Genomic DNA, 24272 nt, shown 5'->3' with positions numbered 1-24272 from the left:
TGGTTGGCGACATTTTTATGTAGTTTGATTTATAAAAGATTCCATTTGTACCATATTGTTGAGTCTCCTTTGATAGCAATAGTTGCGAAATATCTGGTATTTTTGTCCATTTATTGACAAGTGATAGTTGATAATTTATAATATAAATGATAATGAAAATCAAAATCAATAATAAAGGAGGATTTATATTATATGGTAGGTAGTTTCTTAATAACTTTACGGGAAGGTATAGAAGCAGCATTGATTTTAGGTATTATACTTGGATATCTGTCTAAAATTGGGCAGAACTCTTTAAAAAAGAACGTATATTATGGAGTAGGATATGCTTTTTTATTAAGCATTCTTTTGGCATACATATTTAAAATTTTTTCAGTCGAATTTGAGGGCATGGCAGAACAGCTTTTTGAAGGAATTGTCATGCTACTGGCTGTAGTATTAATTACTTCAATGATTTTATGGATGCAAAAACAAAGTAAAGACTTGAAAGGAAATTTAGCAAGAGAAATTGACATGGTCATCGAAAACAACAGTTCATGGGGTATTATCGTTATTTCGTTTATTTCTGTGTTCAGGGAAGGAGTAGAGATTGTTTTATTTTTGCAAGCAAGCCTGACACAAAGCAGTGCTATAGTATCGTTTGTCGGCGCAACTTTAGGCCTTATGGTTGCAGTTATATTAGCTTATTTCATTTTTAAGACATCCATTAAATTAGATCTTAAAAAGTTCTTTAAGATTACAGGAGGACTGTTGATATTCATATCTGCAGGGTTACTTGCGCAGAGCATTCATGAATTACAGGAAGCACATATTTTACCGGTAATTATAGAGCATTTATATGATATTAACGGAATTATCAATGAAAAAGGAACATTTGGAAGCTTTTTAAAAGCTATGTTCGGCTATAATGGAAACCCATCATTATTGGAAGTAATATCATATATTGTTTATATTGTCGGTATAGGAAAATTATTTTTTGTCTCAACAGCAAAAGACATTGAAGTCAATAATTAAAAAAATTCAACCCCCACCTGCTAAATCATGTAGGTTGACTATGCCATTTAGGCAGTAAAGGCTTCTACACTAAAAATCTTTTTCGTGTAGAAGCCTTTTAAAATCCACTATAAACTTATTTGATATTTAGACTCATATTATATATTTAATGACATTGTCAGCGAATATTGACTCTATTTCCTTTGTAAAAAACTCTTTCATTTTATTTATCTCATCATTTTTGTACATAAATTTTTTGTAGCCAAATTGGCCGAATTTACAAACCCTTTCTTCATCATTCATAGGCAGCGTATTTTCAGGAAAAATCTCTGATATGGCACTTTTGGCTTTTGCTGTGTATCTGTGCGAGATAATTTCAAATGTTATTGGATATGCAGTTTTTTCAGGTATACTTTCCTTTATTTTAAATAATAGTTCTTTATAATCTTTTTGCCAATTATCGTATAAAAAAACAGGTGCTATTAAAAAACCCATAGGATAGCCTGATTCAATAATTTTTATGCTGGCTTCCAATCTTTTATCCAATGATGGAGTCCTTTTTTCATACTCGTTTATCACTTTCTCTGCATTTAAGCTAAATCTCACTTCTGTATGTCCATTATGCTCAATATTAAGCAGTGTTTCTATATCTGTAAACTTCGTGACAAATCTAAATCTTCCATTTTGGCTTTTGCCGAAAAATTCTATCGCAGATTTTAGAATGTTTGTATATGGTTCTACTGGCACGGGATCTGATGTTGCCGAACCTTCAAAAATTGTCTTTTCAGGTTTCCTTGCTTCAATATAGTCGTTAGCCCACATAAATATGTCATCTATGTTTACATTAACCTTTATGTATGGCCTCTCACTTAAATTTGTATTAAGATAACAATACTGACATTGACCTACACAACCCGACAGCAAAGGTAGCTGATAATTAGCTGATGGCTTACACGATTGAAAATCCAGTTTTTTCTTTATGCCCACAACCAAAGTATTTTTCCCTTCTTTATAATAATCTCGCAAATTGTCTCCTGGTATATGTCCTTTTATCCTATTTCCTTTCATTTCTATAATCTCAACTTCTTTTTTGTCTTTAAAAAAATTGTATATATTGTGTCCTATTTCATAGTCTATAGCATTCTTTTCAAAAATAATACGCCTAGGAATAAACATTTTCGTACTCCTTTTTAAAGTAATTTGTTTATTTTTATTCTTAGCGCATTTCAAATAGTATATACAAAAAAGCACATCCTATCTAAAAGAATGTGCTTTTCGTACCTACTTTGATATAGCATCTTTTAAACGCCTTGTGGCAAAACCTATATCGTCTGATGCCATTATCTCTGATACAACTGATATTCCATCAACGCCTGTCCTCATTACATCTGGTGCATTGCTGTATTTTATGCCTCCAATAGCAACAACAGGTATATTTACTGCCTCTTTTATTTTTTTTAAATTCAAAAGCCCTATTGCTTCACCTATGTCTTTCTTTGTGCCTGTATAGAATACTGCACCTGCTCCTATGTAATCAGCACCGTCTTTTTCAGCTTTTACCGCCTCATCTACGCATCCAGCAGATATGCCGATTATCTTATCATCTCCCATGATCTTTCTTGCAATGCTGCATGGCAGATCTTCTTGACCTAAATGAACTCCGTCTGCATCAACAGACAGTGCTATATCAATCCTGTCATTTATTATAAAAGGAATGCTGTATTTTGCTGCAATATCTTTTAATCTTACAGCAATCTCATAAAATTCCTTCGATGAAATATCCTTTTCCCTAAGCTGCAGCATAGTAACGCCGTTTTTTAGTGCCTCTTCTACAGCATCGTAAAAATCTATACCAGCCTTCAAAAGCTTTCTGTCAGTAACCAAATAAAGAGATACATCAAAATCTTTCATGTTTACGCCTCCAATACTTCAATATCAGCGTACTTTCTTATCATGTCAGAGTCTAGAATGTATAGATAATCTATAAATTTTGTCCTGAATGATCCGGGAGTATTGCACTCTTTCTCAGCCAACTCACCAGATATATTCATAACAAGAAGAGCTGCCAATGACGATATCACTTTGTCATCGCTGCAAGCTGATGTAGCCGCCATTATTGCACCTAACGTACACCCTGCACCTGTTATTTTTGTAAATAAGTTGGTACCGTTATTTACTTTTACCACTCTCCTGCCATCGCTTATATAATCTTCTTTTCCTGTCGATACAACAACCGTATTTGTTAACTTTGCAAGTTTTACACAAGAGTCAACATTTCCGCTGTCATCAAGGGAGTCTACACCTTTCACATTTGCACTTTCACCTGATAGAGCCTTTATTTCTCCGCCGTTTCCCTTTATAATGCTTATTTCTCCTATTTTCAAAAGCATATTTACAAAGTCAACTCTGCTTTTTATGGCAGCACAGCCTACAGGATCTAGGACGACTGGTTTTTTGTGGTCTTTTGCTGATATTACAGAATTGATTATTGTCTCTTTAGTCTCATTATTTATAGTGCCTATATTTACATACAAAGCATTTGAAATGGCTGTAAAATCATACGCTTCATCTGGTGACATCACCATCGCAGGAGATGCCCCGACACTAAGTAGTGCATTGGCATTGTCATTTATGACAACGTAGTTTGTTATAGCGTGGACAAGCGGCACTTCTTTCTTTAATCTTTCTAAAACCTTTATTGCTTCTTCAATCATAAATCTTCTCCTCTCTCTTATTTAAAGATTTAATTACTGGATATATTATCGCAGTCAAAATAATCGTACCTATCGTTGGCGTAATAAACCACTTTGAAAGATATCCGCCGAAATATGTAAGGTAATTATACGTTAAAGCTCCAACGATAAATGAAATAGCTGCAGGTACATTAAGAAGTTTATCGCTTTTACTTTTCATCAAGAAGTAATCTTCAAATACCACCGTATATGCCGGGATAAATACGCTTCCTATGGCGTACAAAAAATTCTGGTAATTGTCCATTGGAAATAAGTACGCTGCAATCAAACCTACTATCGAATATACCACAAGAAGATTTTTTCTTTTTAATCGTGCTTTGACAATGGAAATCGTCGAAACAGCAGCAGAATAAACATCCATAAAAGTCGTAGTAACCGTAGATAGGAGTATTATGAGAAGCGGCACAACCCCTGTTTTTATTGATGCAAAATATGAAATTATATCCTTTCCACCTGTTTTCAAAGCCACATAAAGTCCTATAAAATACATAAAGCAGCTTGCTATGAAATATCCTGCAAATGTATAAATAAAGCTGGACTTTCCATCTTTACTGTTCATTGTGTAATCTCCAACCAATGGAAGCCATGATATAGGCATAGCAACAGCAAGCTCTACAGCACCGCTGAAGCTCATGTCTCCCGTTACTGACGCTATTTTCCCACCTTTTAAAAATGCAACTACAAAAATAGTCAGGATAAACAGAAGTACAACAGCAATATTGTTTATCCAGTAAGCTTCATTGTCAAAGAATAAGGTCCACAATAAAACAGATACACCTACTATAAAAATCCCTAAAGAAGTAGACATGCCAATAGCACCATTGAAGGCTTTTGCAGATTGTATTATCATAACAGCCGTCCAGCCAATCAATTGAAGCACATTTAAAAATCCTATAAAGATCATGCCTCTGTCGCCTAAAACGCCTTTCGTGGATTCTATTGCAGGCTCTTTAACCTTATAAGACATAAGTCCTCCAAGCGCAAAAAACAGTGTACCGATTATGTGACCTAATAAGATGCTTAAAATCCCTTTAGTTAAGCCTAATGGTGCGAAATAAGAACCAGTGAAAACTTCTGCAATCGATATAGCCGCACCTGCCCATATCAAAAATAACGTCGAGTTTTTAATATTCATAGTCTATGCCTGCTTTCCTGTAAAGATCTACTAAATGTCCTACAGGTCCTACTCCTTTACCTATCTCTAAAGAATTTTTTATAGCTTCCGTTATATAACTTTTAGCGTTTATTATTGCATCTTTCAAGCTTAATCCTCTACCAAGGTATGAAGCAATAGCAGAAGAATACGTACATCCTGTCCCATGTGTATTTTTAGTATCGATCCTCTCCTGTGGCAAACTTAAAAATTCATTTCCATCGTAAAATACATCAGTAGCATTTTCTACGGAATGACCGCCTTTTACGACGACAGCTTTTACACCCATGTCGATGATTTTCTTTGCAGCCTCCTTCATGTCTTCAATTCCCTCAATATTCATTCCGGTGAGTTCACATGCTTCTGGTATATTTGGCGTTATTATGTCTGCCATAGGCAAAAGCTTTGTCTTTAAAGCGTCTATGGCATCTTTTTTCAGAAGGTAATATCCGCTTTTCGATATCATGACAGGGTCTAATACAACATTCTTAGGATTCCACTTGCTGAGAGATGACGCAATAGCATCAATAATCTCTTCACTTGACACCATACCGATCTTTACGGCATCCACCTCTGTGTCATCAAAGACACAGTCTATCTGCTTTTTGATGATATCAGCATCCATCTCCCTCACATCAAAAACTCCAACAGTATTCTGCGCTGTCACTGCCGTAATGACGCACATACCGTATACGCCAAGGGCGCAAAACGTCTTTAAATCTGCTTCTATTCCTGCACCACCTATGCTGTCAGAGCCTGCAATAGTAAGTACCTTTTTCATAATGAATTCCTCCTTTAATTTTGCCGGCTAAGCAAAATAAAAAAGTGCACTGGATTAGCGCACTTAATTTACATTGTACTCCCTCCGCCGGCATTATCCAGATCAGGTTATGGGTCATAGCAGAGATTCGCTGCTAACTCTCAGCCGGGCTAATTCCCCCAGCTCCCCAGACAAGTTATTAAATTATAAAAATATTATAGCATAATTTTTATGTTTGTACAGTGCCTTCGATTAAATTTTTGCTATATCTATAAATCAAAAACTAATTTGAAATTTCTATTGACAATTTTAAATCATAGTGTTATTTTAATATTAAAACCAAGTAATCCAATCAATTTACTTGTAATTAAGGAGGACATTTTTATGGATTCTATTAATTATTTTAACAGTATAGCTAAAGAATGGGATGATATAAGAAAAAAATACTTTGACGATGATATTCGCAACATTGCAATTGAGCTATCAAAGTTAAAAAGAAAGAATGATTTTACTGTCGCTGATATCGGTACAGGGTCCGGCTTTATGGCCTTAGAACTATCAAAATATGCAAGAACGGTTATTGGTATAGATGTTTCAGAGCAAATGCTTAAATGTGCAAAACAAACAGCTGATAAACTTGGTATTAATAACATGATTTTTTTAAAGGGAAGTATGGAAGAAATACCCATTATTGATGACTCTATTGATATTGTATTTACAAATATGGCTTTACATCATGTGGAAAATCCATTTAAAGGAATTATGGAAATTCACAGGATTTTAAAATATGGTGGCAGCTTAGTAATAACTGATGTAATGAAGCACAATAACGAATGGGCAAGATTTGAAATGTATGACAGGTGGCTTGGATTTAATTTAGGAGATATAGAAAAATGGCTCATTCGTAGTAACTTTAAAGAAATACTTGTAAAAGAAACAGACCTTTATGCAACTGCAAAGTCTTCTAAAGGAGAGACAGCAAAAACAGGAATATTTATAGCAAAAGGAACGAAAAAATAAGGAGGATTTAGGATGAGGAAAGAGACAATATTAATTCATGGAGGTATATTTGGTGATGAAAGAACAGGTGCAGTATCAACGCCTATATACCAAACATCGACATTTAAACAGGATGCTGTAGGAAAAGATAGAGGTTATGAGTATTCAAGAACAGGTAATCCAACACGAGAATCATTAGAAAAGCTGATAAATGATCTAGAGGGTGGAAAGGGTGGTTTTGCCTTTGCATCTGGCATGGCAGCAATATCAACAGTTTTGATGCTTTTTAATGCTGGTGACGAGGTAATAGTTTCAAATAATGTTTATGGAGGAACATTCAGGGTACTTGATAAAGTATTTAAAAGACTCGGTATAGTGTCAAAATTTATTGACACATCCTCGAAAGAAAATGTTATAAAAAACATAACAAAAAATACAAAGGCAATATTTTATGAAACACCTACAAATCCTCTTATGACAATTACAAATATCAGAGAAATTTCAAGAATAGCTAAAGAATATAGCATACTTTCGATAGTTGATAATACTTTTATGATGCCATATTTCCAAAGACCTATTGAATTAGGTGCAGACATAGTTGTTCATAGTGCAACAAAATACCTTGGGGGCCATAGCGATGTTGTGGCAGGCCTTGTTGTTGTTAATAGTGAAGAATTAGCTCATAAAATTCATTTTCTGCAAAATGCAATTGGTGGTATTTTAGGACCGCAGGATTCTTATCTTGTGATTAGGGGAATAAAAACTCTTAGTGTCAGAATGGAAAGACATGAGCAAAATGCGAAAGAAATCACAAATTGGCTTTTGAAACAGCCAGAGGTAGAAAAAGTTTATTATCCAGGTTTACCTACACATCCAGGATATGATATTGCAAAAGAGCAGATGGACGGCTTTGGAGGCATGATTTCATTTGAGTTAAAAGATAAAGATACGGCATTAAAATTATTAAATAATGTAAGACTAATTACACTTGCTGAAAGTCTTGGTGGATACGAAAGCTTAATTTCATATCCAGTAAAAATGACACATGTGTCTATACCAGAGGAAGAAAGATTGAAACTCGGCATAACCGATAAGCTAGTAAGACTATCAGTTGGACTTGAGAATTATCTGGATTTAATTGATGATTTAAAAAATGCGATAAGGGGTTGAAACTATGGAATATGCAGAGGAAATCAGTGATTTAATTGGCAATACACCACTTCTAAAAATAACTCATTTTGATATACCTTCATATGTAAACATCTTTGCTAAACTTGAAAATATGAACCCTGGTGGCTCTGTAAAAGATAGAACATGCTATTATATGATAAAAGATGCTGAAGATAAGGGATTAATAAAAAAAGGTTCAACGATAATCGAACCTACTGCTGGGAATACAGGCATTGGTCTTGCACTTGCATTATTGAATAAAGGTTATAAAGTCATATTTGTAGTACCAACTAAATTTTCAGTAGAAAAACAGATACTAATGAAAGCTTTAGGTGCTGAAATAGTTAATACGCCTAAAGAGCTTGGAATGAAAGGAGCGATGGATAAAGCATATGAATTAGCGAAGGAAATTAAAGACTCATTTATACCAAACCAGTTTAAAAATATGTCAAATGTAAGGGCTCATTATGAAACAACAGGACCAGAGATATATGATGCTTTGGATGGAAATGTAGATATACTTATTGCTGGAGCAGGTACTGGTGGAACGTTCACAGGTGTAGTTAAATATTTAAAAGAGAAGAATCCTAAAATAAAAGGTGTGCTTGCTGATCCTATTGGTTCAATAATCGGTGGTGGAGATATAGTAAAATGCTATAAAATAGAGGGCATAGGTAATGACTTTATACCTGATACTATGGATGTAAGCTTAATAGATGATGTTGAAAAGGTAACTGATGATGAAGCCTTTTATTACGTAAACGAACTTGCAAGAAAAGAAGGCTTATTTATTGGATCATCATCAGGTGCTGCTTTTGCTGCGGCTATAAAACAGGCAAATAAGCAAAAAGAATCAAAAAATATAGTTGTAGTATTTCCTGATAGATCTGATAGGTATTTTAGTGAAAATTTATATAGATTTTAAGTAGAAGAAAGCATTAAAAGATTGTAAAATAGATGTGGTTCCTTTAGAAGCAGTATATATTTTAAAGAATAATCATGAGGTAAAAAAAACCAAGAATACCTATTGACATTATTAATTTAAAGTGATAATATTTATATCAATAAATTTAAAAAAGAATATTAAAACCTCTTATCAAGAGCGGTGGAGGGACTGGCCCGATGAAACCCGGCAACCGACATCAATCATTTGATGCGTCTGGTGCCAAATCCTGCAGGGAAACCTGAAAGATGAGAGGAGCGGCGTAAATTTAGCCCTCTTCATCATCGAAGAGGGCTTTTGATATTCTATAAAAAATCGAAAAGAGGTGCATTAAATTAAAGAATAACATTCAAATTTGTCTAAAACTAAAATTATGAAGAGGAGAGATTTAGATGAGTGAAGAAAGAAAGTTAAAGTTTGATACATTGCAGGTACATGCGGGGCAAAAACCAGATCCTACGACAGGTTCAATGGCTGTTCCAATCTATCAGACAACATCCTATGTGTTTAAAGATACTGACCATGCTGCAGCATTGTTCAATCTTAAAGAGGCAGGAAACATATATACGAGAATCATGAATCCGACAAATGATGTATTTGAGCAGAGAATTGCCGCACTAGAAGGAGGAGTAGGTGCGGTTGCAACAGCATCTGGTTCTGCAGCTATAATGTACTCCATACTGAATATAGCAGGTGCCGGTGATGAAATAGTATCTGCAAGCACACTATATGGTGGGACATACAACCTTTTTGCTTTAACATTGCCTAAACTTGGCATTAAAACGACATTTGTTAATCCAGATGATCCTGAAAATTTCAGAAAAGCAATAACAGACAGAACAAAGGCGTTGTATATAGAGACAATAGGAAATCCAGGAATAAATATACCTGATTTCGAGGTCATAGCAAAAATAGCGCATGAGAATAAAATACCGCTAATTGTAGACAACACATTTGCAACACCATATCTCTTCCGCCCATTTGAATATGGAGCAGATATAGTAGTACATTCAGCGACAAAGTTTATAGGAGGGCATGGGACATCAATAGGAGGAGTAATAGTAGATTCAGGAAAATTTGATTGGGTAGGAAGTGGGAAGTTTAAAGAATTCGTAGAACCAGATCCAAGTTATCATGGGTTAAAATATGTGGAGACATTTGGACCTGCGGCATACATAACAAAAGTAAGAGTACAGCTTCTTAGAGACACCGGTGCAGCTTTGAGCCCATTCAATGCTTTCTTATTTATACAAGGACTAGAGACTTTGTCATTAAGAGTTCAAAGGCATGTGGAAAATGCACAAAAGGTAGCAGAATTCTTAGCAAGCAATCCAAATGTGACGTGGGTTAACTATCCTGGACTTAAAGAAAATAAATATCATGAGCTTGCAAAGAAATACCTACCGAAAGGTGCTGGATCAATATTGACATTTGGAATAAAAGGTGGAATAAATGCTGGAATCAAATTCATAAACAGCCTTGAATTATTCTCATTGCTTGCAAATGTAGGTGATGCAAAGTCTTTGGTAATTCATCCAGCAAGTACTACCCATTCACAGCTAAACGAAGAAGAATTGTTATCAGCAGGAGTAACGCCTGATCAAATTAGACTATCAATAGGCATAGAAGACCCCGACGACATAATATATGACCTTGATCAAGCACTTAAAAAGGCAGCAGAATAAATCATATGCATTTAAAGGTATAGTGAGGGCTGACTAGAAAACTGGAGGCTAGACATATTTAATAAAATGTGTCTGGCCTTTTAATTAGAGATAAACTGATACTTGTTATTATAATTTATAATTAAATTCTCTATCATTTGTTTTAAGTATATCATTTTTATTGTTTTTTAAACACTTTTTCTTTTAAAGGTTAGTTGTATAATTAAATGTAACAAGTAAATAACATTTAAGAAAAAATTGAAGCTATGGCTATTAATAATGATAACACAAAAAAGAGAAGTTTTAAACACCTTAAGCAATATGAACGTGGAATGATTTATACTCTAAAACAAATGGAAAGTTTTAATATTAAGAGAACTAATGAAAAGTACTAAGCGATTTTATGTAAACATACTCTGCATGGTGCTTAACCTCTTCATATTCTTCTTCTGTTAAAGGACCTTCTTTGTTAATTATACTGTTTTTTTACCTTTATTTTACCAATATCGAGATATAAAGCTGCATAATAGAGTTTTTCAAGGTCATTTTCGGTAAAAATCAACTTTTTAGCTATTTCAATAGACCAAAATGCTATATTGACAGTATGCATCTTCGTAGACGACTGGTTTGATTTTATATTATCTTCAAATACCATAAGGAATATTAAAATTTTTTCGGTATCGGCTAACTGGTCATATTTTACCAATGCATAATAGTATATATCAAAGAGATCGAACTTATTAAAAAATGAAGATAATAATTCTGTGATGTCTTTAGCTTTATGATTGAATCTAAAATATATACAAACAGTGATATCTTTGTGTTTTTATATTTTCACAGGGATGCATATTTCCTCGACGATATCTTTTTCCATTGAAACTATGGTATCGTCGTCTTTAGTAAGATGGTAAAGGAGCTTTGAGCTGTTGCATGCAAAATAAATAATATTATTATCATGTGAAACAGGTAAAGGATAACAACAAGAGGTATCATTAACAACATCAATTTTTTCGATACAGTATATTTTGTTTTGATCAACGAGGAAAATACTTAAACAATTTATATCAAATTCTGTTTTAAAATTTGAAAGTCTTCCTGTCAAATCCAGCGTTCCTTTGATATTTTCAAAATATGTAAGCATTTTCTTCTCCTGCAGTATAAATTGAAAAACTAAAGTAAAGTGACAAAATATTTAGGAATAGGCATTGCCATATTTTAAGCTATTATATAATTTTATCTTTAAAGATATTTTATTAAAGCTTGTATTTATAATGTATTAATTATATAATATTTAATGATACTACACACCATGAAGGGAGAATAATTACATGACAGTAGAGCCAATAACGAACAAAAAAAATTAAACAAATGCACAAGTTCTTAAATGGGAAAGACCTGAAATATGGCTTATTGCTCAAGCTCGGTCTTAATGCTGGTTTAAGAATCATAGATATCCTGAGGTATTGAGAATTTTAGCACATACAGCCTACGAAAACCTGGAAATACTGGACATATAAAACCTTCAAATACAATATCGGGTTCATAATGGATACTTTCAATCACAGTTTATAGCATATCGCCCCCCACTATATAGGGGCAAGTCAGAACCAAAAAGATAAGTTGTATTCAATTGTCTAGTTCTATAAAAAGATTTCCTGATAATAAATGTTTAGGTAATTGAAAAGTATAAAAAATTTTTTTGAGGGAGATAAACCTTTTTACCATATAATATGAATTTAAGTAACAAAATTCATATTTTGTTACTTTATTATTTTATTTAGCAGGAGGGCTCTCATAGAATACAAATAAAAGCAGTAAGGAATCTAAATTTGAAAACCAGCCATCAGGCAGCGGTTGGTAAACTGAAAGACAGTAAAAGCTTTGAATTAAAGCAGCGTCAAAAATGTTTGAGTTTTTATTCGAAAATCAGAGAAGGAGAAATTTATGGCAAACAATAGTAAGAAGTTGCGTATTGAAAATAGTAAAAGTTTTATCGAAAAATCCAAGAAATCAATTGCTTATCTTAAGAAGAAAGAAGAATTCTTGAGTAGAATTTTTGAAAACGAGCATATGCTTATAGTAGTCTGGACATTGGATGGTAAAGTTATTTGGTTCAACAGATATACCAAAGCTGTAATTGATATAGTAGTCGAGGAACAAACAGAGAGTATAGATGTAAGTTCAATAATTCCCAAGGATATGATAATCCGCATAAAAGAACATTTTGACGATACTGAAGATAGAAGTATTCGTTACAAAGGTGAAAAACCAATGATTATGAAGAATGGCAGAGAAGTTTATATTATGTGGCATAATAGTATTATTTGTGATGATGAAGGGAACAAGTATATAGTTTCCACTGGCATAGACATTACAGACTTAAAGAATGCAGAAATGAAACTTGAAGAAGCAAATAGCAACCTTCTTGCTTTAAATGAGGAATTGATTTCACAACAGGAAGAACTATCTGCAATGAATGAAGAACTTCTGGCCAAAGAAGAAGAGTTGAGACAGAACTTAATTGAAATACAAAGGCAGCAGGATGAATTGAAAAGAAGTGGGGAACGCTACAAACTGGTAGTTGAAGGAGCAGGTGATGGACTATGGGATTGGGATATGATAACAGATACGGTATACATATCTGAAAGATGGAAGGATATCATTGGTTTTGATACGGAAGTAGTGAATAACTACTGTAAAACATGGGCTAAATTTATTCATCCAAGAGATGTTAAAACAGTTATCAATAGTCTGAATAGGCATCTCGAGAAAAAGTCACCATTTTATTCATGCGAATATAGGGTAAAAACAAAAGACGGTAAGTATATATGGATTTTAAGTAGAGGAAAGGCATTATGGGATGAAGACGGTAGAGCAATAAGAATGGCAGGGTCGCATACGGATATTACTGAACGTAAGCAAATGGAGAGCAAGTTAGAATACATGGCATTTTATGACACTTTAACCAACCTGCCACGTCGTGATGTTTTTATGGACAAACTCAAAGATGCTATGGCAGATGCAAGAAGTAATGGAAAGAAATTTGCGGTACTTTTTATTGACCTTGATAATTTTAAATCTATCAATGACTCTTTGGGACACCATATAGGTGACAAGCTATTGAAGAAAGTTGCAAAGAAACTAAAAGCGTGCCTGCGTGAAACAGATATGGTATCCAGAGTGGGCGGTGATGAGTTTGTCATTTTACTTACTGACATAAGTAGTATTGACGATACGAACAAGGTTGCAAATAGAATATTGGAACTATTTAACCTGCCAATAAAGCTAAATAATCATGAACTGTATGTCACTATTAGCATGGGTATTGCCATATATCCTGACCATGGAAAAAGTGAAAGGGCTATACTTGAAAATGCGGATATAGCCATGTACAGGGCTAAAAGAAATGGAAAAGATAGTTTCCAATATTTTGACATGGTTATGAGAAGTGAGGTAGAATTTGTTAACGCAATAAAAAAGGATTTGAGGGTGGCTTTGGAAAAAGATCAGTTCCTTTTGTACTATCAGCCTATTGTTGATGCAAGGACTGGTAAAGTAGTTAGTATGGAGGCACTATTAAGGTGGCAGCATCCTAAAAAAGGAATGATTAGTCCCATTCATTTTATTCCCATTGCAGAAGAGACACGACAGATAATATCTATAGGTGAGTGGGCGTTAAAGACAGCTTGCAACCAGATAAAAGAGTGGCTTAATATGGGGTATTCTGGTTTCAGTGTTTCGGTGAATGTTTCGGTGCATCAGCTGCAGCAGCCTGATTTTGCAAAGGTTGTTTGTGGTATACTGAACGAAATTGAGATTGAATCGAGATATCTGGAACTGGAGATAACTGAAACTGTCCTTATAGAAGCAGTGGATACGGTAGTTGAAAATCTTTATAATTTGAAGGAAGCGGGGGTTAAAATAATAATAGATGATTTCGGGACGGAAAACAGTTCTTTCAGATATATGCAAAAATTTGCAGTTGATGGTTTAAAAATAGACAGGTCGTTTGTGAGCGAAATAAAAGTAGATGTAAATAAGGCTATTGTTGATGCGATTATTTTATTGGGACATAGGATGAAACTCCGCGTTACTGCTGAAGGTGTGGAAACAAAAGAACAACTTGATTGTCTTGTAGAGTGTGGGTGTGACGAAGTTCAAGGTTATTATTTCAGCAAACCTTTGCCTCCAGACGAGGTTATTCGAACTGTTCAGAGAAGTCAATAAGAAAGAAGTTTAAGGGGAAGTGGTAAAAGAACAATTAAGGTATAATAAGGTATAAGAGCAAAACTTAAAAATAATAGTTTAATCTATTTCTTTTTCCCTGATCTATGACTTTGATTTTTTACCAAAATAGGCATTTAATAAGGGAAAATAGTGAAGAACTGTTGTTTTATGGTGATGATTTGAGCCCCACATTTATAATTTCCAAAGCAGATAAATAAGATTTGGACAAAATAGGCCGGATTTATTCTGGCTTATATTTTTCTGTAACACAAATATTTGATTTTGAATTAAGTAGAAATATTTTGTATTTAGAGTGAAAACTTTTGCTTTTTTATGTCTGTGTTTTTCATAAATTTAATTACCTTATATTTTGTTTTCCATGTAATCTTATGATGGAAAATCAGGCTCGACTTTTTTAGGTTATCATTTATATTAATTATCGTATTATTATAATAATGTACAGTGCTGATTCACCATATCAGTACCTGGCATAGCTGAATAAAGTAACAATACACATAAATTGTAACTTCTATAGACGTTTAATTACTGGCATTCAAAGATAAAAATATACTTCAATGGATAAAAATACACTTGAATTTCTATGTATCATTTTTTAAAATATTAATGAAAATGCTACATAAAGGAGTGCTATAATGACAGTTGAACCTATTAGAGACAAAAGTAAAATTAAACAAATGTACCAGTTTCTTAATGGATATAACCCTAAGTATGCATTACTTTTTAAATTTGGCATAAATTAGCGATATTATCTCTTTAAGAGCGAAAGATATTTTTAATAGTAATGGACAATTTCGTGAATATCTTGTTTTAAAAGAAAAGAAAACAAGTAAGGAAAAAAAGATTAAATTAAATGCGACATTGCGTAAAGCTATTATTTCATATGTTAACAGCCACAATCTTTCAGATGACAGCTATCTTTTCTTTAGCCAGAAAGGTGGGCATCTTAGCCGTGTCCAGGTGTATCGTGTTTTAAAAGAAGCAGCAAATATCATTGGCATAGAAAATTTCGGTACACATAGCTTGAGAAAAACCTGGGGATACTGGACATATAAAATGTCAAAATACAATATTGGTTTAATAATGGATACTTTTAACCATAGTTCCCAAAGCATAACGCTTCGCTATATTGGCATAAATCAAGACCAAAAAGACGAATTGTATTCAACTGTACAATTATAAAATTGAACTACCCCTAACTTCTAATAATGAAGTTAGGGGTTTTTTGGTATTGAAATTAGATATAAAAATTTTTGCAGGAATTTTTGTTTTTTTGTTGTACAAATAAAAGGGGAAATAAATATAACTATATCTAAAAAAGTAACAATTTATGGACTTAATAATTTTAATAAGTGATTTTCTATAATTATCATCATACTTTTCAGGTTTAAATTCAGATGTAAGTGTATCAATCAGTTGTTTTGACATTTTTATTTTATTCTCGTATATGTTGACTTCTCTTAAAGGAGGAAACTGCTTTTTACTTTTTATTTCATCAGGAAAGTGCATTGTTTCCATAACTATATATTTTTCATTATATACTCTAATACATGCAAGGTATTGCTTTGACCTTATTGCAACCTTTGCTATCGCAACACGGTTTTTTGTTTTCATTGAATCTCTTAAAAGAATACATGGCTTAGTACCAATGTCTTCTGGCGCTATAAAATATGTTTTATCATAATATATAGGATCTAGGACATATTTTTCGTATTTTATTGGTGACTTACAGTCTCTATGAAGCTGTCTAAAATGTATTGTATGGTCTTCTGTTGTGGTATAAAGTTTTATCGGGTTACTTACAAGTCCAAAATTTATTGCACCTTTCCACATTGAGCGCATAAAATCATCTCATATTTAATATGCCCACAAACATTTTTTTAACAAAGTGTTAGAAATTTCCTACTTTTATATTATGTCTTTCATGATTTTTTCAAGTACATCGCTTACTCCGTTTTGAATATTAGTTTTAGCTATGTATTTAGCACATTTTTTCAATTTTTCATCCGCATTTCCCATGGCTATTCCGTATCCTGCTGTGCAAATCATTTCCTTATCATTATCTTGGTCACCAATTGCTACAACATTATTTATGTTTATATTTATTAGTTCACAAAGCTTTTTCAATGTAGTGCCCTTTGTAACACTAAATGGTAAAATTTCTATAAAGAATTCATCTGATTGTACATATGTAAATGGTTCTTTAGACATGTTCTTTAAATCATGTACCAATTGCATAGATACTTTGGTATTACCTATGAGCATTACTTTTATTATGCTATTAAGACAAGTCATATCTTCAACAACGTCACACTGTACATGGTCTATAGCCATATATAATCTAATTATATCAGTAATTTCCTTTACAAAAATGCCATCAAGGCTGAATACAAGCATATTAACATTATATCTGCCTGTTTGCCATAATTCGGCGATTAGTTTATATAAAGTGTCAGGAAGAAATCTTTTATATAATATCTTCTTTTCAAAAGGATGGTATATTATACACCCATTAAACAAAATAACAGGTACGTCTAAATTTAAAGCTTCAATGTAAGGCGATGCAGACTTTATTCCACGTCCAGTAGCTAATGTAAAAATCCCTCCCATATTACGAAATTTTTTTACACTATCTCTTGTAATAGTAGTTATCTCTCTATTATTATTTAATAAGGTTCCGTCTACGTCAACTACTACCATTTTATATTTCATTTCATTCACCTCAAAAAAGTTATCATGTAGATTATTACATTACTGAAATATCATTTATTGGCCAAAAATTCAAAGAGTTTATCTTACTGTATAATTTTTGTAGGCGGTAAAAAAAGGAAATAGGAAGTTGCCCAAAAATACCTTTCTAAAACATGAATCATCCGTTATAATGTTTATTTAAGAAAACAAAACAAAAAAGGGTGATTACATGTTCGAATTAAGTTTAAATGAAAATGAAATAAATTTCAAGAGTTTAGAGACAAAAATTTATAAATTTGTTTGCAATGAAACTTGGATTTCAATGCAGGGCAAAGACAGGCTAAAAAACAAAAAAAAGCAGAGGGAAAAAAGAAATAAAATTAGCAATAATATATGACGGATAAAACAAAAAAACGCCTAGCAGTAATGAATACATAACACATAATAAAATAGCATGTGCTGGATTTGGGAGCAGTAAAGAATTTAAAGATCTAGTAGCTGCTTTAGTAGTGAGAGAATATAACAATAGATGAAATAGAAACCTAGATAATAAATGGAGATGGTGTAAGCTGGATAAAACAATGCATTTGCGAAGAAGGAGTATATTACCAATTAGACCTATTTCATAAAAGCCAAGCAGTCATCAAAAATGTAGAAAATAAAAAAGAAGCACATGAATTAATAAAAATGCTAAATGAAGGAAGAGATGAAGAAAGCTTAGGATACATAGCAAAGCTAATTATAAAGCAAAAAGATGATGAAAAGAAAAAGGCAAAATTAGAAAGATTTAAAAACTACAAAGAGCTACCGCTTTATTGCAATTTATTTTTTCTACTTTTTGTTAGCAAGAGTATACTAAATTTCTTAATGTTATTTTTTGAAATTGTAAAAAGTATTGCAAATCACATTCCTTTCATGTATCATTAATTATGTAAATGGAATTTGAATTTTTCGATTTATGTCTAATGTTATACAGCAAATTATTTCAATATAAAAAGCACCATAAAAAGCAAAATAATTTGACCTTATCCATTATGTAAAGCTAATTAATTTTCATATACATGTATAAGATTGGTTAATCTTGCCTACAATTATAGAAAAAAATAATGGGGCGGTAAAATTAATTACCACCCCAAGAAAGGTATCATAATGATAATTATAGCCTTTCCAGTTAAAAATATACATGAATATATCGAAAATGAATCATATTTGTACATAGATACACCATCTGGATGTCCTAATTGCACTTACAACGGTAAATTGCACAGGCATGGTTATTACTGCAGGGGTGTCTTTATCGATAATAATTGCGTAGATATTACCATAGCAAGAGTTATTTGTCCTGTATGTCATAAAACACATGCTTTAATACCGGATTTTCTTGTGCCATATTTTATCTATCCTTTATCCGTTATTCTAACTTCTTTAAAAAAGCTATTTATCGATGGACATGGCACTACATATGTTGCTGATGAAATTATTGACGACTTTAATTTGTCTTTTGTAAAAGAGCAAAATATCAGTTATTTCAAAATGAGATTTCTCTCGATTATGAATTATGTTCACAGCTTTTTTGCTAACTTTCAAGGATATATTGAAACAATGAACAATTTATCACCTAGAACTTTGATAAGCAATATTTGTAAATATACAAAAGAAAAACTAAAGTTTAATTTACACTATTTTGATTTAATGAAAGTACATTTTCTCAAAAAAGTTTAAACTTAATTCTTGGTTAAATTTTTTTGCTTATTTGCAAAAGCCTTGTTTTTTATGTAATTTACCGCTATTTTTGACAGTATTTGGGGAGGCAAATCATGAAAACAGCTAAATTTGCCTATTATCTTAATAAGTTTTTTACCGTATATCTTCCTAATACCAACGGTAGTACACCAATGACAATTGATTCATATCGATACGCTTTTATACTATTTCTTACTTTCATGGAGGAGAAAGGCACTCCGGCCGATTCGATAGAAATATCTGACTTGACTTACCATACAGTACTGGAATTCCTTGAATGGTTACAGGCAAAACGAAAAAACTCAGTCGCAACACGAAATCAACGACAGACCGCATTGAACAGTTTTATCAGTTATTTGATGTATGAGTTTCCGGATTATTTAGTTGAGTTTCAACTTATTTTAGGCATACCGATAAAAAAAGCCCCACAGAAAGAGATTTCATATCTTAAAACGGAAGGTGTTAAACTACTGTTTGAACAAATAAATATCAATACCAGAAGTGGTTTTCGTAATTATACAATGCTGACATTGTTATATACGACAGGTATCCGGGTAAGTGAATTGATCAATATCAAAGTTAAAGATATATCACTACATTACCCAGCAACGCTTTTAGTTCATGGAAAAGGCCAAAAAAGTAGATATGTACCACTGGTAAGCAATACAGTAAAGATACTTGAAGATTATATTGTAAGATATGGTCTTGATAAAGAATATCGTCTAAATGACTGGCTTTTTAAAAACCACATGAAAGAACAATTTAAACGTCAAGGTATAAATTATATTATCAAAAAATATGCTGATTTGGCCAGAATTAAAAAACCAGATTTGATTCCTGAAGATTTCAGTCCACATAAAATGAGGCACACAACAGCAATGGGTCTTGTAGATTCCGGAGTTGATTTGATATATATCAGGGATCTTCTCGGACATGTAAGTGTCAAGACCACTGAAGTATATGCCAGAGCCGACGCAACAAAAAAAAGAGAAGCTATCGAAGCAGCAAGCAAGGAAATAGTTCCAAAGGAAGATGCAGAATGGGATAACAATACAAGATTGAAAGATTGGCTTAAAAATTTTAATCGCAGATGATTATGTAAAGAAATAAAATCTAAAATTCCGTTATGTATTGAAGGTTACAATCACTTCTTTACATAACGGAATTCTTAACATAACCTTTTTTATGTTAATCTTAACATAAAAAAGGAAAAATTGAAAGGTTTTTCAGGACATTAAAAGACCAATGGATGTATGGATTTGATTGGCAGAAAATATCTTCCATAGACGAATTGAATGAGAACTTGAATAAATATATCGAAGGAATATATCATCAAACAGTACATTCATCAATAAATATGAAGCCCATAGAGAAATTCATTAAATATACAGACACGATGAAATTCATAAATTCTAAGGAAGAACTTGATAACATATTTCTCTATAGAGTTAAAAGGCGTGTAATTAAAGATGCGACAGTATCAATAGAAAAAGTTAAATTTGAAGTACCAATGCAATATATCGGTGATTATGTAAATATACGATATTACCCAAAATCACTTGATAAAGCATATATTTTTAGCGAAGACGGTAAGCTCTTACAAACAATACATCCAGTAAACAAAATTGATAATTCTAAGATAAAAAGAAAAGAAATAGACTTTTCTTTGTAAATGAAGAAAGAAGGAAAAACAATGTTCAATGTATATTATGGATTAACATTTAATCCATTTTCTAAAGACTGTGATGTGAAATATCACTACAAATCACAGGATTATATACAAGCAATGAGCAGATTAGAATTTTTAAAAGATAAAAAAGGATTTGGGTTAATAACAGGAGATCCTGGTGTCTATGTTACACTAAAAGTACCCCAGTATTTCAGTTGAAAAATCCCCCACTTTAAGATAAAATTTCTCTCATGTAATAAAATACATGAGGGAGTGATGGAGTTGATTTCTTTGAAAGACAAACAGGAAATAATATTATCATATATAAGAGATGGTAAATCTCAAAGACAGATATCTAGAGAAACTGGTATTGATAGAAAAGTTATTAGAAAATATATTAAAAAATATGAAGAAAAGAGAAGGGACTTGATAAATGAATGGAAAATAGATGGAAATACAGATATTCAAGAGATTATTGATGACATAATTGAGAAACCTAAGTACAATATCGAAAACAGGCATAAGATAAAGTTAACTGAGGAAGTGATAAATCGCATAAAATTTTATCTTAGAGAAAATGAGCAAAAAAGGTATTTAGGACAGTCCAAACAACAAAAAAAGAAAATTGATATATATAATGCCTTAAGAGAAGAAGGCTATGACATAGGTTATACATCCGTTTGCCAAGCAATAAATAAGATATTAAATGAGCAAAAAGAAGCATATATAAAGGCGGAATATCAACTTGGAGATGTGTGTGAATTCGACTGGGGCGAAGTCAAATTATTTATAAAAAGCGAGTTAAAAACATTTCAGATGGCGGTATTTACAAGTGCCAAAGGCAATTACAGATTTGCAAAACTTTTTCCAAAACAAGATACTTCATGCTTTCAAGAAGCACATGTATCATTCTTTGAAGATATAAAAGGCGTTTATCATACTGTAGTATATGACAATGCAAAAGTTATGGTTAAAAAATTTGTAGGAAGGAGTGAAAAAGAACCAACAAAAGGACTTTTAAAACTATCAATATATTACTGCTTTAAATTTAGATTTTGCAATACATATCGAGGCAATGAAAAAGGACACGTTGAAAGAAGCGTAGAATTTATAAGAAGAAAGGCATTTTCTAATAAAGACTACTTTGACTCATTGGAAGAAGCTAATAACTATCTTTATGAAGTATGTAAAAAGCTGAATAATACAAAAAATCATTTAAAAGACAACAAGTCACCTGCAGAGATACTTGAAGAAGAGAGACCGTATTTGCTGCCGCAATTACCACCATTTGATGCAGCAAGATGTGAAGACTTGCGGGCAGATAAATATTCAACAATAGTTATAGACTCATGTCATTATTCTGTACCGGATGCTTATGTCGGTAAAATCATATTTACAAAAATATATTCGCATAAAATACTTTGCTATTATGACAATGTAAAAATTGCCGAACATGAGCGAATATACGGATTTAACGAATGGTCAATAAAAATAGAGCACTACTTGAATACACTAAAGAAAAAACCTGGGGCCCTGCCTTCAAGCACAGCGCTTAAACAGGCAGACCCAAGGTTGCAAAATATCTACCATACCTATTATACCACCAGGGAGAAAGAATTCATAGATCTCTTGCAATATGTAGGTATAGTAGGTATGCAAAAAATACTTGATGCTATTGAGAAATTGAGAAAAATAGATCCAATTGATATTACAACAGATAAAATAAAAATAATATGCGAAAGAAAGGTTGATGAATATATAGAAAAGACAAAAACAAATAATGAAATAGAAGATAAATCAAAAGAAATGCTGAAAGAATTCGGCAATTTAATACCTAAAGAGGCCGAAAATTTCAAAGAGGAGGCCGTCATTTAAAATGAATAAAAAAGAAATATCAAAAGAAATAGAACAATTTGCAACAAGCTTAAAACTACCAGGGATAAAGAAATATTTTAGAGAAGATACAAAAGATGCTGCAGCAAGAGATATAAGCTATGAAGAATACTTATACGGATTGCTCCAGAAAGAATATGATCTAAGACAGGAACATGCGAAAGAAAATCGTATAAGACTAGCTAATTTTCCATACAAAAAATATCTAGAAGACCTAAAAGTAGAGTATCTACCAGATGATGCGAATAGAAAATTAAAGATATTAAGTTCACTTGAATTTATTAAGAATGGACAAAATGTAATACTTGCAGGAAATCCAGGTACAGGCAAAACACATATAGCAATAGGACTAGGCATAAAAGCTTGTTTGGCAGGATATAGAGTACTATTCACAACAATTCCAACTTTAATAAATCAATTAAAAGAAAGTAGATCAGAAAGAACATTACACACTTTTGAAAACAAATTTGCGAAATACGATCTAGTAATAGCAGACGAACTTGGCTATATCTCTTTTGACAAAGAGGGATCTGAGCTTTTATTTACAAACTTATCATTAAGAGCAGGAAGAAAATCAACGATAATAACAACAAACTTATCATTTGAAAGGTGGGCTGAAATATTTCAAGATCCAGTGATGACAGCAGCGATGGTAGATAGACTAACACATAAAGCCTATTTAGTAAATATGAATGGAAATTCATATAGACTTAAAGAAACGGAGGAATGGATAAAGAGTCAGAATATTGCTTAATTTTTTATACACTAAGTGGAGGAAAATTCGATTGAAATTTGGCGCATCTTTCACTTGACAAATGCACCTGGATCTGGTAAGTCATATACACTAAAATGCTTTGTAAATTCTTTAAATCCTAATATGTACAAGGTTGTATACATACCAATATCAACACTTACCGTTATGGATTTTTACAGGTATTTATCTGACGGTCTCGGATTAATACCGAAGCATAGAAAATGTGATATGTTTCGCCAGATACAGGATGTAATATTAAGTTATCATTCAAAGAACATAACTCCCGTTATCATCGTTGATGAGGCCCAGTTCATAAGCAACTCAATCCTTGATGATTTACGTATTATATTTAATTTTGACATGGACACAAAAAATTATGCATTACTTATATTGTCTGGACAAACACAATTAATTATACAGTTGAATAGACAAGCACATGAAGCATTAAGACAGCGAATAGTTTTAAATTATTCATTTAAAGGGTTTAAACAAAGAAGAAACAAAAGAATATATAACATCCAGATTAAAATGTGCAGGATGCAAATGAAACAATATTTACTGATGACGCAATTGAATTAATATATTCAAGCACAAATGGATATTTAAGAAAAATTAATTTACTTGCAGAAATGTCAATGATATTAGGAGCTAAAGAAAGTCAAAAAACTATAAATGGTGAGCTAGTATTTAGAGCTCAAAGTGATATAAATATTACAGAATAATTGGATATATGAGTGTATCTTCTTCTCCGAAGGGGATAGGGAAATGCAGGGGTGCAACCTGAGCACTTCGGAGAGGGTTGGTGCCATAAAACAACTTTCTCCCGGTTCAATCCGGGGGAGAAG

At 32.5% G+C, this 24272-nt stretch carries 24 protein-coding genes, 1 pseudogene and 2 riboswitches; of the genes and pseudogenes, 16 read left to right on the top strand and 9 right to left on the bottom strand.

Going from position 1 to position 24272, the window contains the following annotated elements; genetic code table 11:
• The first annotated feature begins 192 nt into the window (after positions 1 to 192).
• A complete protein-coding gene (efeU, locus tag CPG45_RS00845; RefSeq protein WP_096230199.1) occupies positions 193 to 1011 on the top strand; it encodes an iron uptake transporter permease EfeU in 819 nt (272 codons plus the stop codon).
• Between the two features lie 132 nt (positions 1012 to 1143).
• Here the strand turns inward: efeU and splB are convergent, their stop codons facing one another.
• The 5 genes from splB to thiD form a co-directional block, all read right to left on the bottom strand.
• A complete protein-coding gene (splB, locus tag CPG45_RS00840; RefSeq protein ID WP_096230198.1) occupies positions 1144 to 2166 on the bottom strand; it encodes a spore photoproduct lyase in 1023 nt (340 codons plus the stop codon).
• A 105-nt stretch (positions 2167 to 2271) separates the two neighbouring features.
• The gene (gene thiE / locus CPG45_RS00835) at positions 2272 to 2901 is read right to left on the bottom strand and encodes a thiamine phosphate synthase (RefSeq protein ID WP_096230197.1); all 630 of its coding nucleotides are present in this window, start codon (positions 2899 to 2901) and stop codon (positions 2272 to 2274) included.
• Positions 2902 to 2903: 2 nt separating this feature from the next.
• Complete coding sequence (thiM, locus tag CPG45_RS00830; RefSeq protein ID WP_096230196.1) at positions 2904 to 3704, bottom strand: hydroxyethylthiazole kinase; 801 nt, start codon at positions 3702 to 3704, stop codon at positions 2904 to 2906.
• Positions 3697 to 4878 carry a putative hydroxymethylpyrimidine transporter CytX gene (gene cytX, locus CPG45_RS00825; RefSeq protein WP_096230195.1) on the bottom strand — a complete coding sequence of 394 codons (1182 nt, stop codon included), beginning with the start codon at positions 4876 to 4878 and terminating at the stop codon, positions 3697 to 3699. The genes thiM and cytX overlap by 8 nt, the downstream gene beginning before the upstream one ends.
• Positions 4868 to 5677, bottom strand: coding sequence for a bifunctional hydroxymethylpyrimidine kinase/phosphomethylpyrimidine kinase (gene thiD / locus CPG45_RS00820; RefSeq protein ID WP_096230194.1), 810 nt, complete (start codon positions 5675 to 5677; stop codon positions 4868 to 4870). The genes cytX and thiD overlap by 11 nt, the downstream gene beginning before the upstream one ends.
• A gap of 61 nt (positions 5678 to 5738) precedes the next feature.
• A riboswitch (TPP riboswitch) is annotated at positions 5739 to 5856 on the bottom strand.
• Between the two features lie 184 nt (positions 5857 to 6040).
• On the opposite strand from thiD, the gene CPG45_RS00815 reads away from it, so the two are divergent.
• The 4 genes from CPG45_RS00815 (at position 6041) to CPG45_RS00800 (ending at position 10453) form a co-directional block, all read left to right on the top strand.
• The gene (locus CPG45_RS00815; protein ID WP_096230193.1) at positions 6041 to 6676 is read left to right on the top strand and encodes a class I SAM-dependent methyltransferase; all 636 of its coding nucleotides are present in this window, start codon (positions 6041 to 6043) and stop codon (positions 6674 to 6676) included.
• A gap of 12 nt (positions 6677 to 6688) precedes the next feature.
• Complete coding sequence (locus CPG45_RS00810) at positions 6689 to 7825, top strand: bifunctional cystathionine gamma-lyase/homocysteine desulfhydrase (protein WP_096230192.1); 1137 nt, start codon at positions 6689 to 6691, stop codon at positions 7823 to 7825.
• A gap of 4 nt (positions 7826 to 7829) precedes the next feature.
• Positions 7830 to 8750, top strand: a complete 921-nt coding sequence (locus CPG45_RS00805; RefSeq protein WP_096230191.1) for a PLP-dependent cysteine synthase family protein — start codon at positions 7830 to 7832, stop codon at positions 8748 to 8750.
• A gap of 165 nt (positions 8751 to 8915) precedes the next feature.
• Positions 8916 to 9023: riboswitch (SAM riboswitch) on the top strand.
• 137 nt (positions 9024 to 9160) lie between these two features.
• Complete coding sequence (locus CPG45_RS00800; protein ID WP_096230190.1) at positions 9161 to 10453, top strand: homocysteine synthase; 1293 nt, start codon at positions 9161 to 9163, stop codon at positions 10451 to 10453.
• A 448-nt stretch (positions 10454 to 10901) separates the two neighbouring features.
• On the opposite strand, the gene CPG45_RS16985 is transcribed toward CPG45_RS00800, so the two are convergent.
• Together CPG45_RS16985 and CPG45_RS00790 are read right to left on the bottom strand one after the other, a co-directional pair.
• A complete protein-coding gene (locus CPG45_RS16985; protein WP_172856428.1) occupies positions 10902 to 11087 on the bottom strand; it encodes a hypothetical protein in 186 nt (61 codons plus the stop codon).
• A 171-nt stretch (positions 11088 to 11258) separates the two neighbouring features.
• Positions 11259 to 11573, bottom strand: coding sequence for a hypothetical protein (locus tag CPG45_RS00790; RefSeq protein WP_096230188.1), 315 nt, complete (start codon positions 11571 to 11573; stop codon positions 11259 to 11261).
• A gap of 803 nt (positions 11574 to 12376) precedes the next feature.
• Here CPG45_RS00790 and CPG45_RS00780 point away from each other — a divergent pair.
• Positions 12377 to 14659, top strand: coding sequence for a sensor domain-containing protein (locus CPG45_RS00780; protein WP_096230187.1), 2283 nt, complete (start codon positions 12377 to 12379; stop codon positions 14657 to 14659).
• Positions 14660 to 15415: 756 nt separating this feature from the next.
• Positions 15416 to 15859 carry a tyrosine-type recombinase/integrase gene (locus tag CPG45_RS00775; protein ID WP_502695808.1) on the top strand — a complete coding sequence of 148 codons (444 nt, stop codon included), beginning with the start codon at positions 15416 to 15418 and terminating at the stop codon, positions 15857 to 15859.
• On the opposite strand, the gene CPG45_RS00770 is transcribed toward CPG45_RS00775, so the two are convergent.
• The gene (locus tag CPG45_RS00770; RefSeq protein WP_096230186.1) at positions 15854 to 16519 is read right to left on the bottom strand and encodes a Ku protein; all 666 of its coding nucleotides are present in this window, start codon (positions 16517 to 16519) and stop codon (positions 15854 to 15856) included. The two genes, CPG45_RS00775 and CPG45_RS00770, sit on opposite strands and share 6 nt — an antisense overlap.
• 66 nt (positions 16520 to 16585) lie before the next feature.
• The gene (locus CPG45_RS00765; RefSeq protein ID WP_096230185.1) at positions 16586 to 17389 is read right to left on the bottom strand and encodes a Cof-type HAD-IIB family hydrolase; all 804 of its coding nucleotides are present in this window, start codon (positions 17387 to 17389) and stop codon (positions 16586 to 16588) included.
• A gap of 208 nt (positions 17390 to 17597) precedes the next feature.
• Here CPG45_RS00765 and CPG45_RS16980 point away from each other — a divergent pair, with 208 nt between their 5' ends.
• The 9 genes and pseudogenes from CPG45_RS16980 (at position 17598) to CPG45_RS00725 (ending at position 24006) form a co-directional block, all read left to right on the top strand.
• On the top strand, positions 17598 to 17765 hold the full coding sequence (locus CPG45_RS16980) for a hypothetical protein (RefSeq protein ID WP_172856438.1): 168 nt from the start codon (positions 17598 to 17600) through the stop codon (positions 17763 to 17765).
• Between the two features lie 149 nt (positions 17766 to 17914).
• Positions 17915 to 18295 (top strand): UPF0236 family transposase-like protein, encoded by a 381-nt coding sequence (locus CPG45_RS16675; RefSeq protein ID WP_157732433.1) that lies wholly within the window; start codon positions 17915 to 17917, stop codon positions 18293 to 18295.
• A 222-nt stretch (positions 18296 to 18517) separates the two neighbouring features.
• Positions 18518 to 19090: a DUF6431 domain-containing protein gene (locus tag CPG45_RS00755; RefSeq protein ID WP_096230183.1), complete on the top strand. Its 573-nt coding sequence runs from the start codon at positions 18518 to 18520 to the stop codon at positions 19088 to 19090.
• A gap of 95 nt (positions 19091 to 19185) precedes the next feature.
• A complete protein-coding gene (locus CPG45_RS00750) occupies positions 19186 to 20205 on the top strand; it encodes a tyrosine-type recombinase/integrase (RefSeq protein ID WP_096230182.1) in 1020 nt (339 codons plus the stop codon).
• Positions 20206 to 20315: 110 nt separating this feature from the next.
• A pseudogene (locus tag CPG45_RS00745) lies at positions 20316 to 20783 on the top strand (Mu transposase C-terminal domain-containing protein); the annotation flags it as partial.
• Positions 20784 to 20804: 21 nt separating this feature from the next.
• A complete protein-coding gene (locus CPG45_RS00740; RefSeq protein ID WP_096230181.1) occupies positions 20805 to 20999 on the top strand; it encodes a hypothetical protein in 195 nt (64 codons plus the stop codon).
• Between the two features lie 57 nt (positions 21000 to 21056).
• Complete coding sequence (gene istA / locus CPG45_RS00735; protein ID WP_096230180.1) at positions 21057 to 22655, top strand: IS21 family transposase; 1599 nt, start codon at positions 21057 to 21059, stop codon at positions 22653 to 22655.
• A 1-nt stretch (position 22656) separates the two neighbouring features.
• On the top strand, positions 22657 to 23427 hold the full coding sequence (istB, locus tag CPG45_RS00730; protein WP_096230063.1) for an IS21-like element helper ATPase IstB: 771 nt from the start codon (positions 22657 to 22659) through the stop codon (positions 23425 to 23427).
• Between the two features lie 54 nt (positions 23428 to 23481).
• A complete protein-coding gene (locus tag CPG45_RS00725; protein WP_231968907.1) occupies positions 23482 to 24006 on the top strand; it encodes an ExeA family protein in 525 nt (174 codons plus the stop codon).
• Positions 24007 to 24272: the final 266 nt, after the last annotated feature.

Origin of the sequence: Thermoanaerobacterium sp. RBIITD (assembly GCF_900205865.1) — a bacterium.
GTDB lineage: Bacteria > Bacillota > Thermoanaerobacteria > Thermoanaerobacterales > Thermoanaerobacteraceae > Thermoanaerobacterium.
The sequence above is the reverse complement of the archived record's forward strand: the minus strand, read 5'-3'. Positions and strand labels throughout refer to the sequence as shown.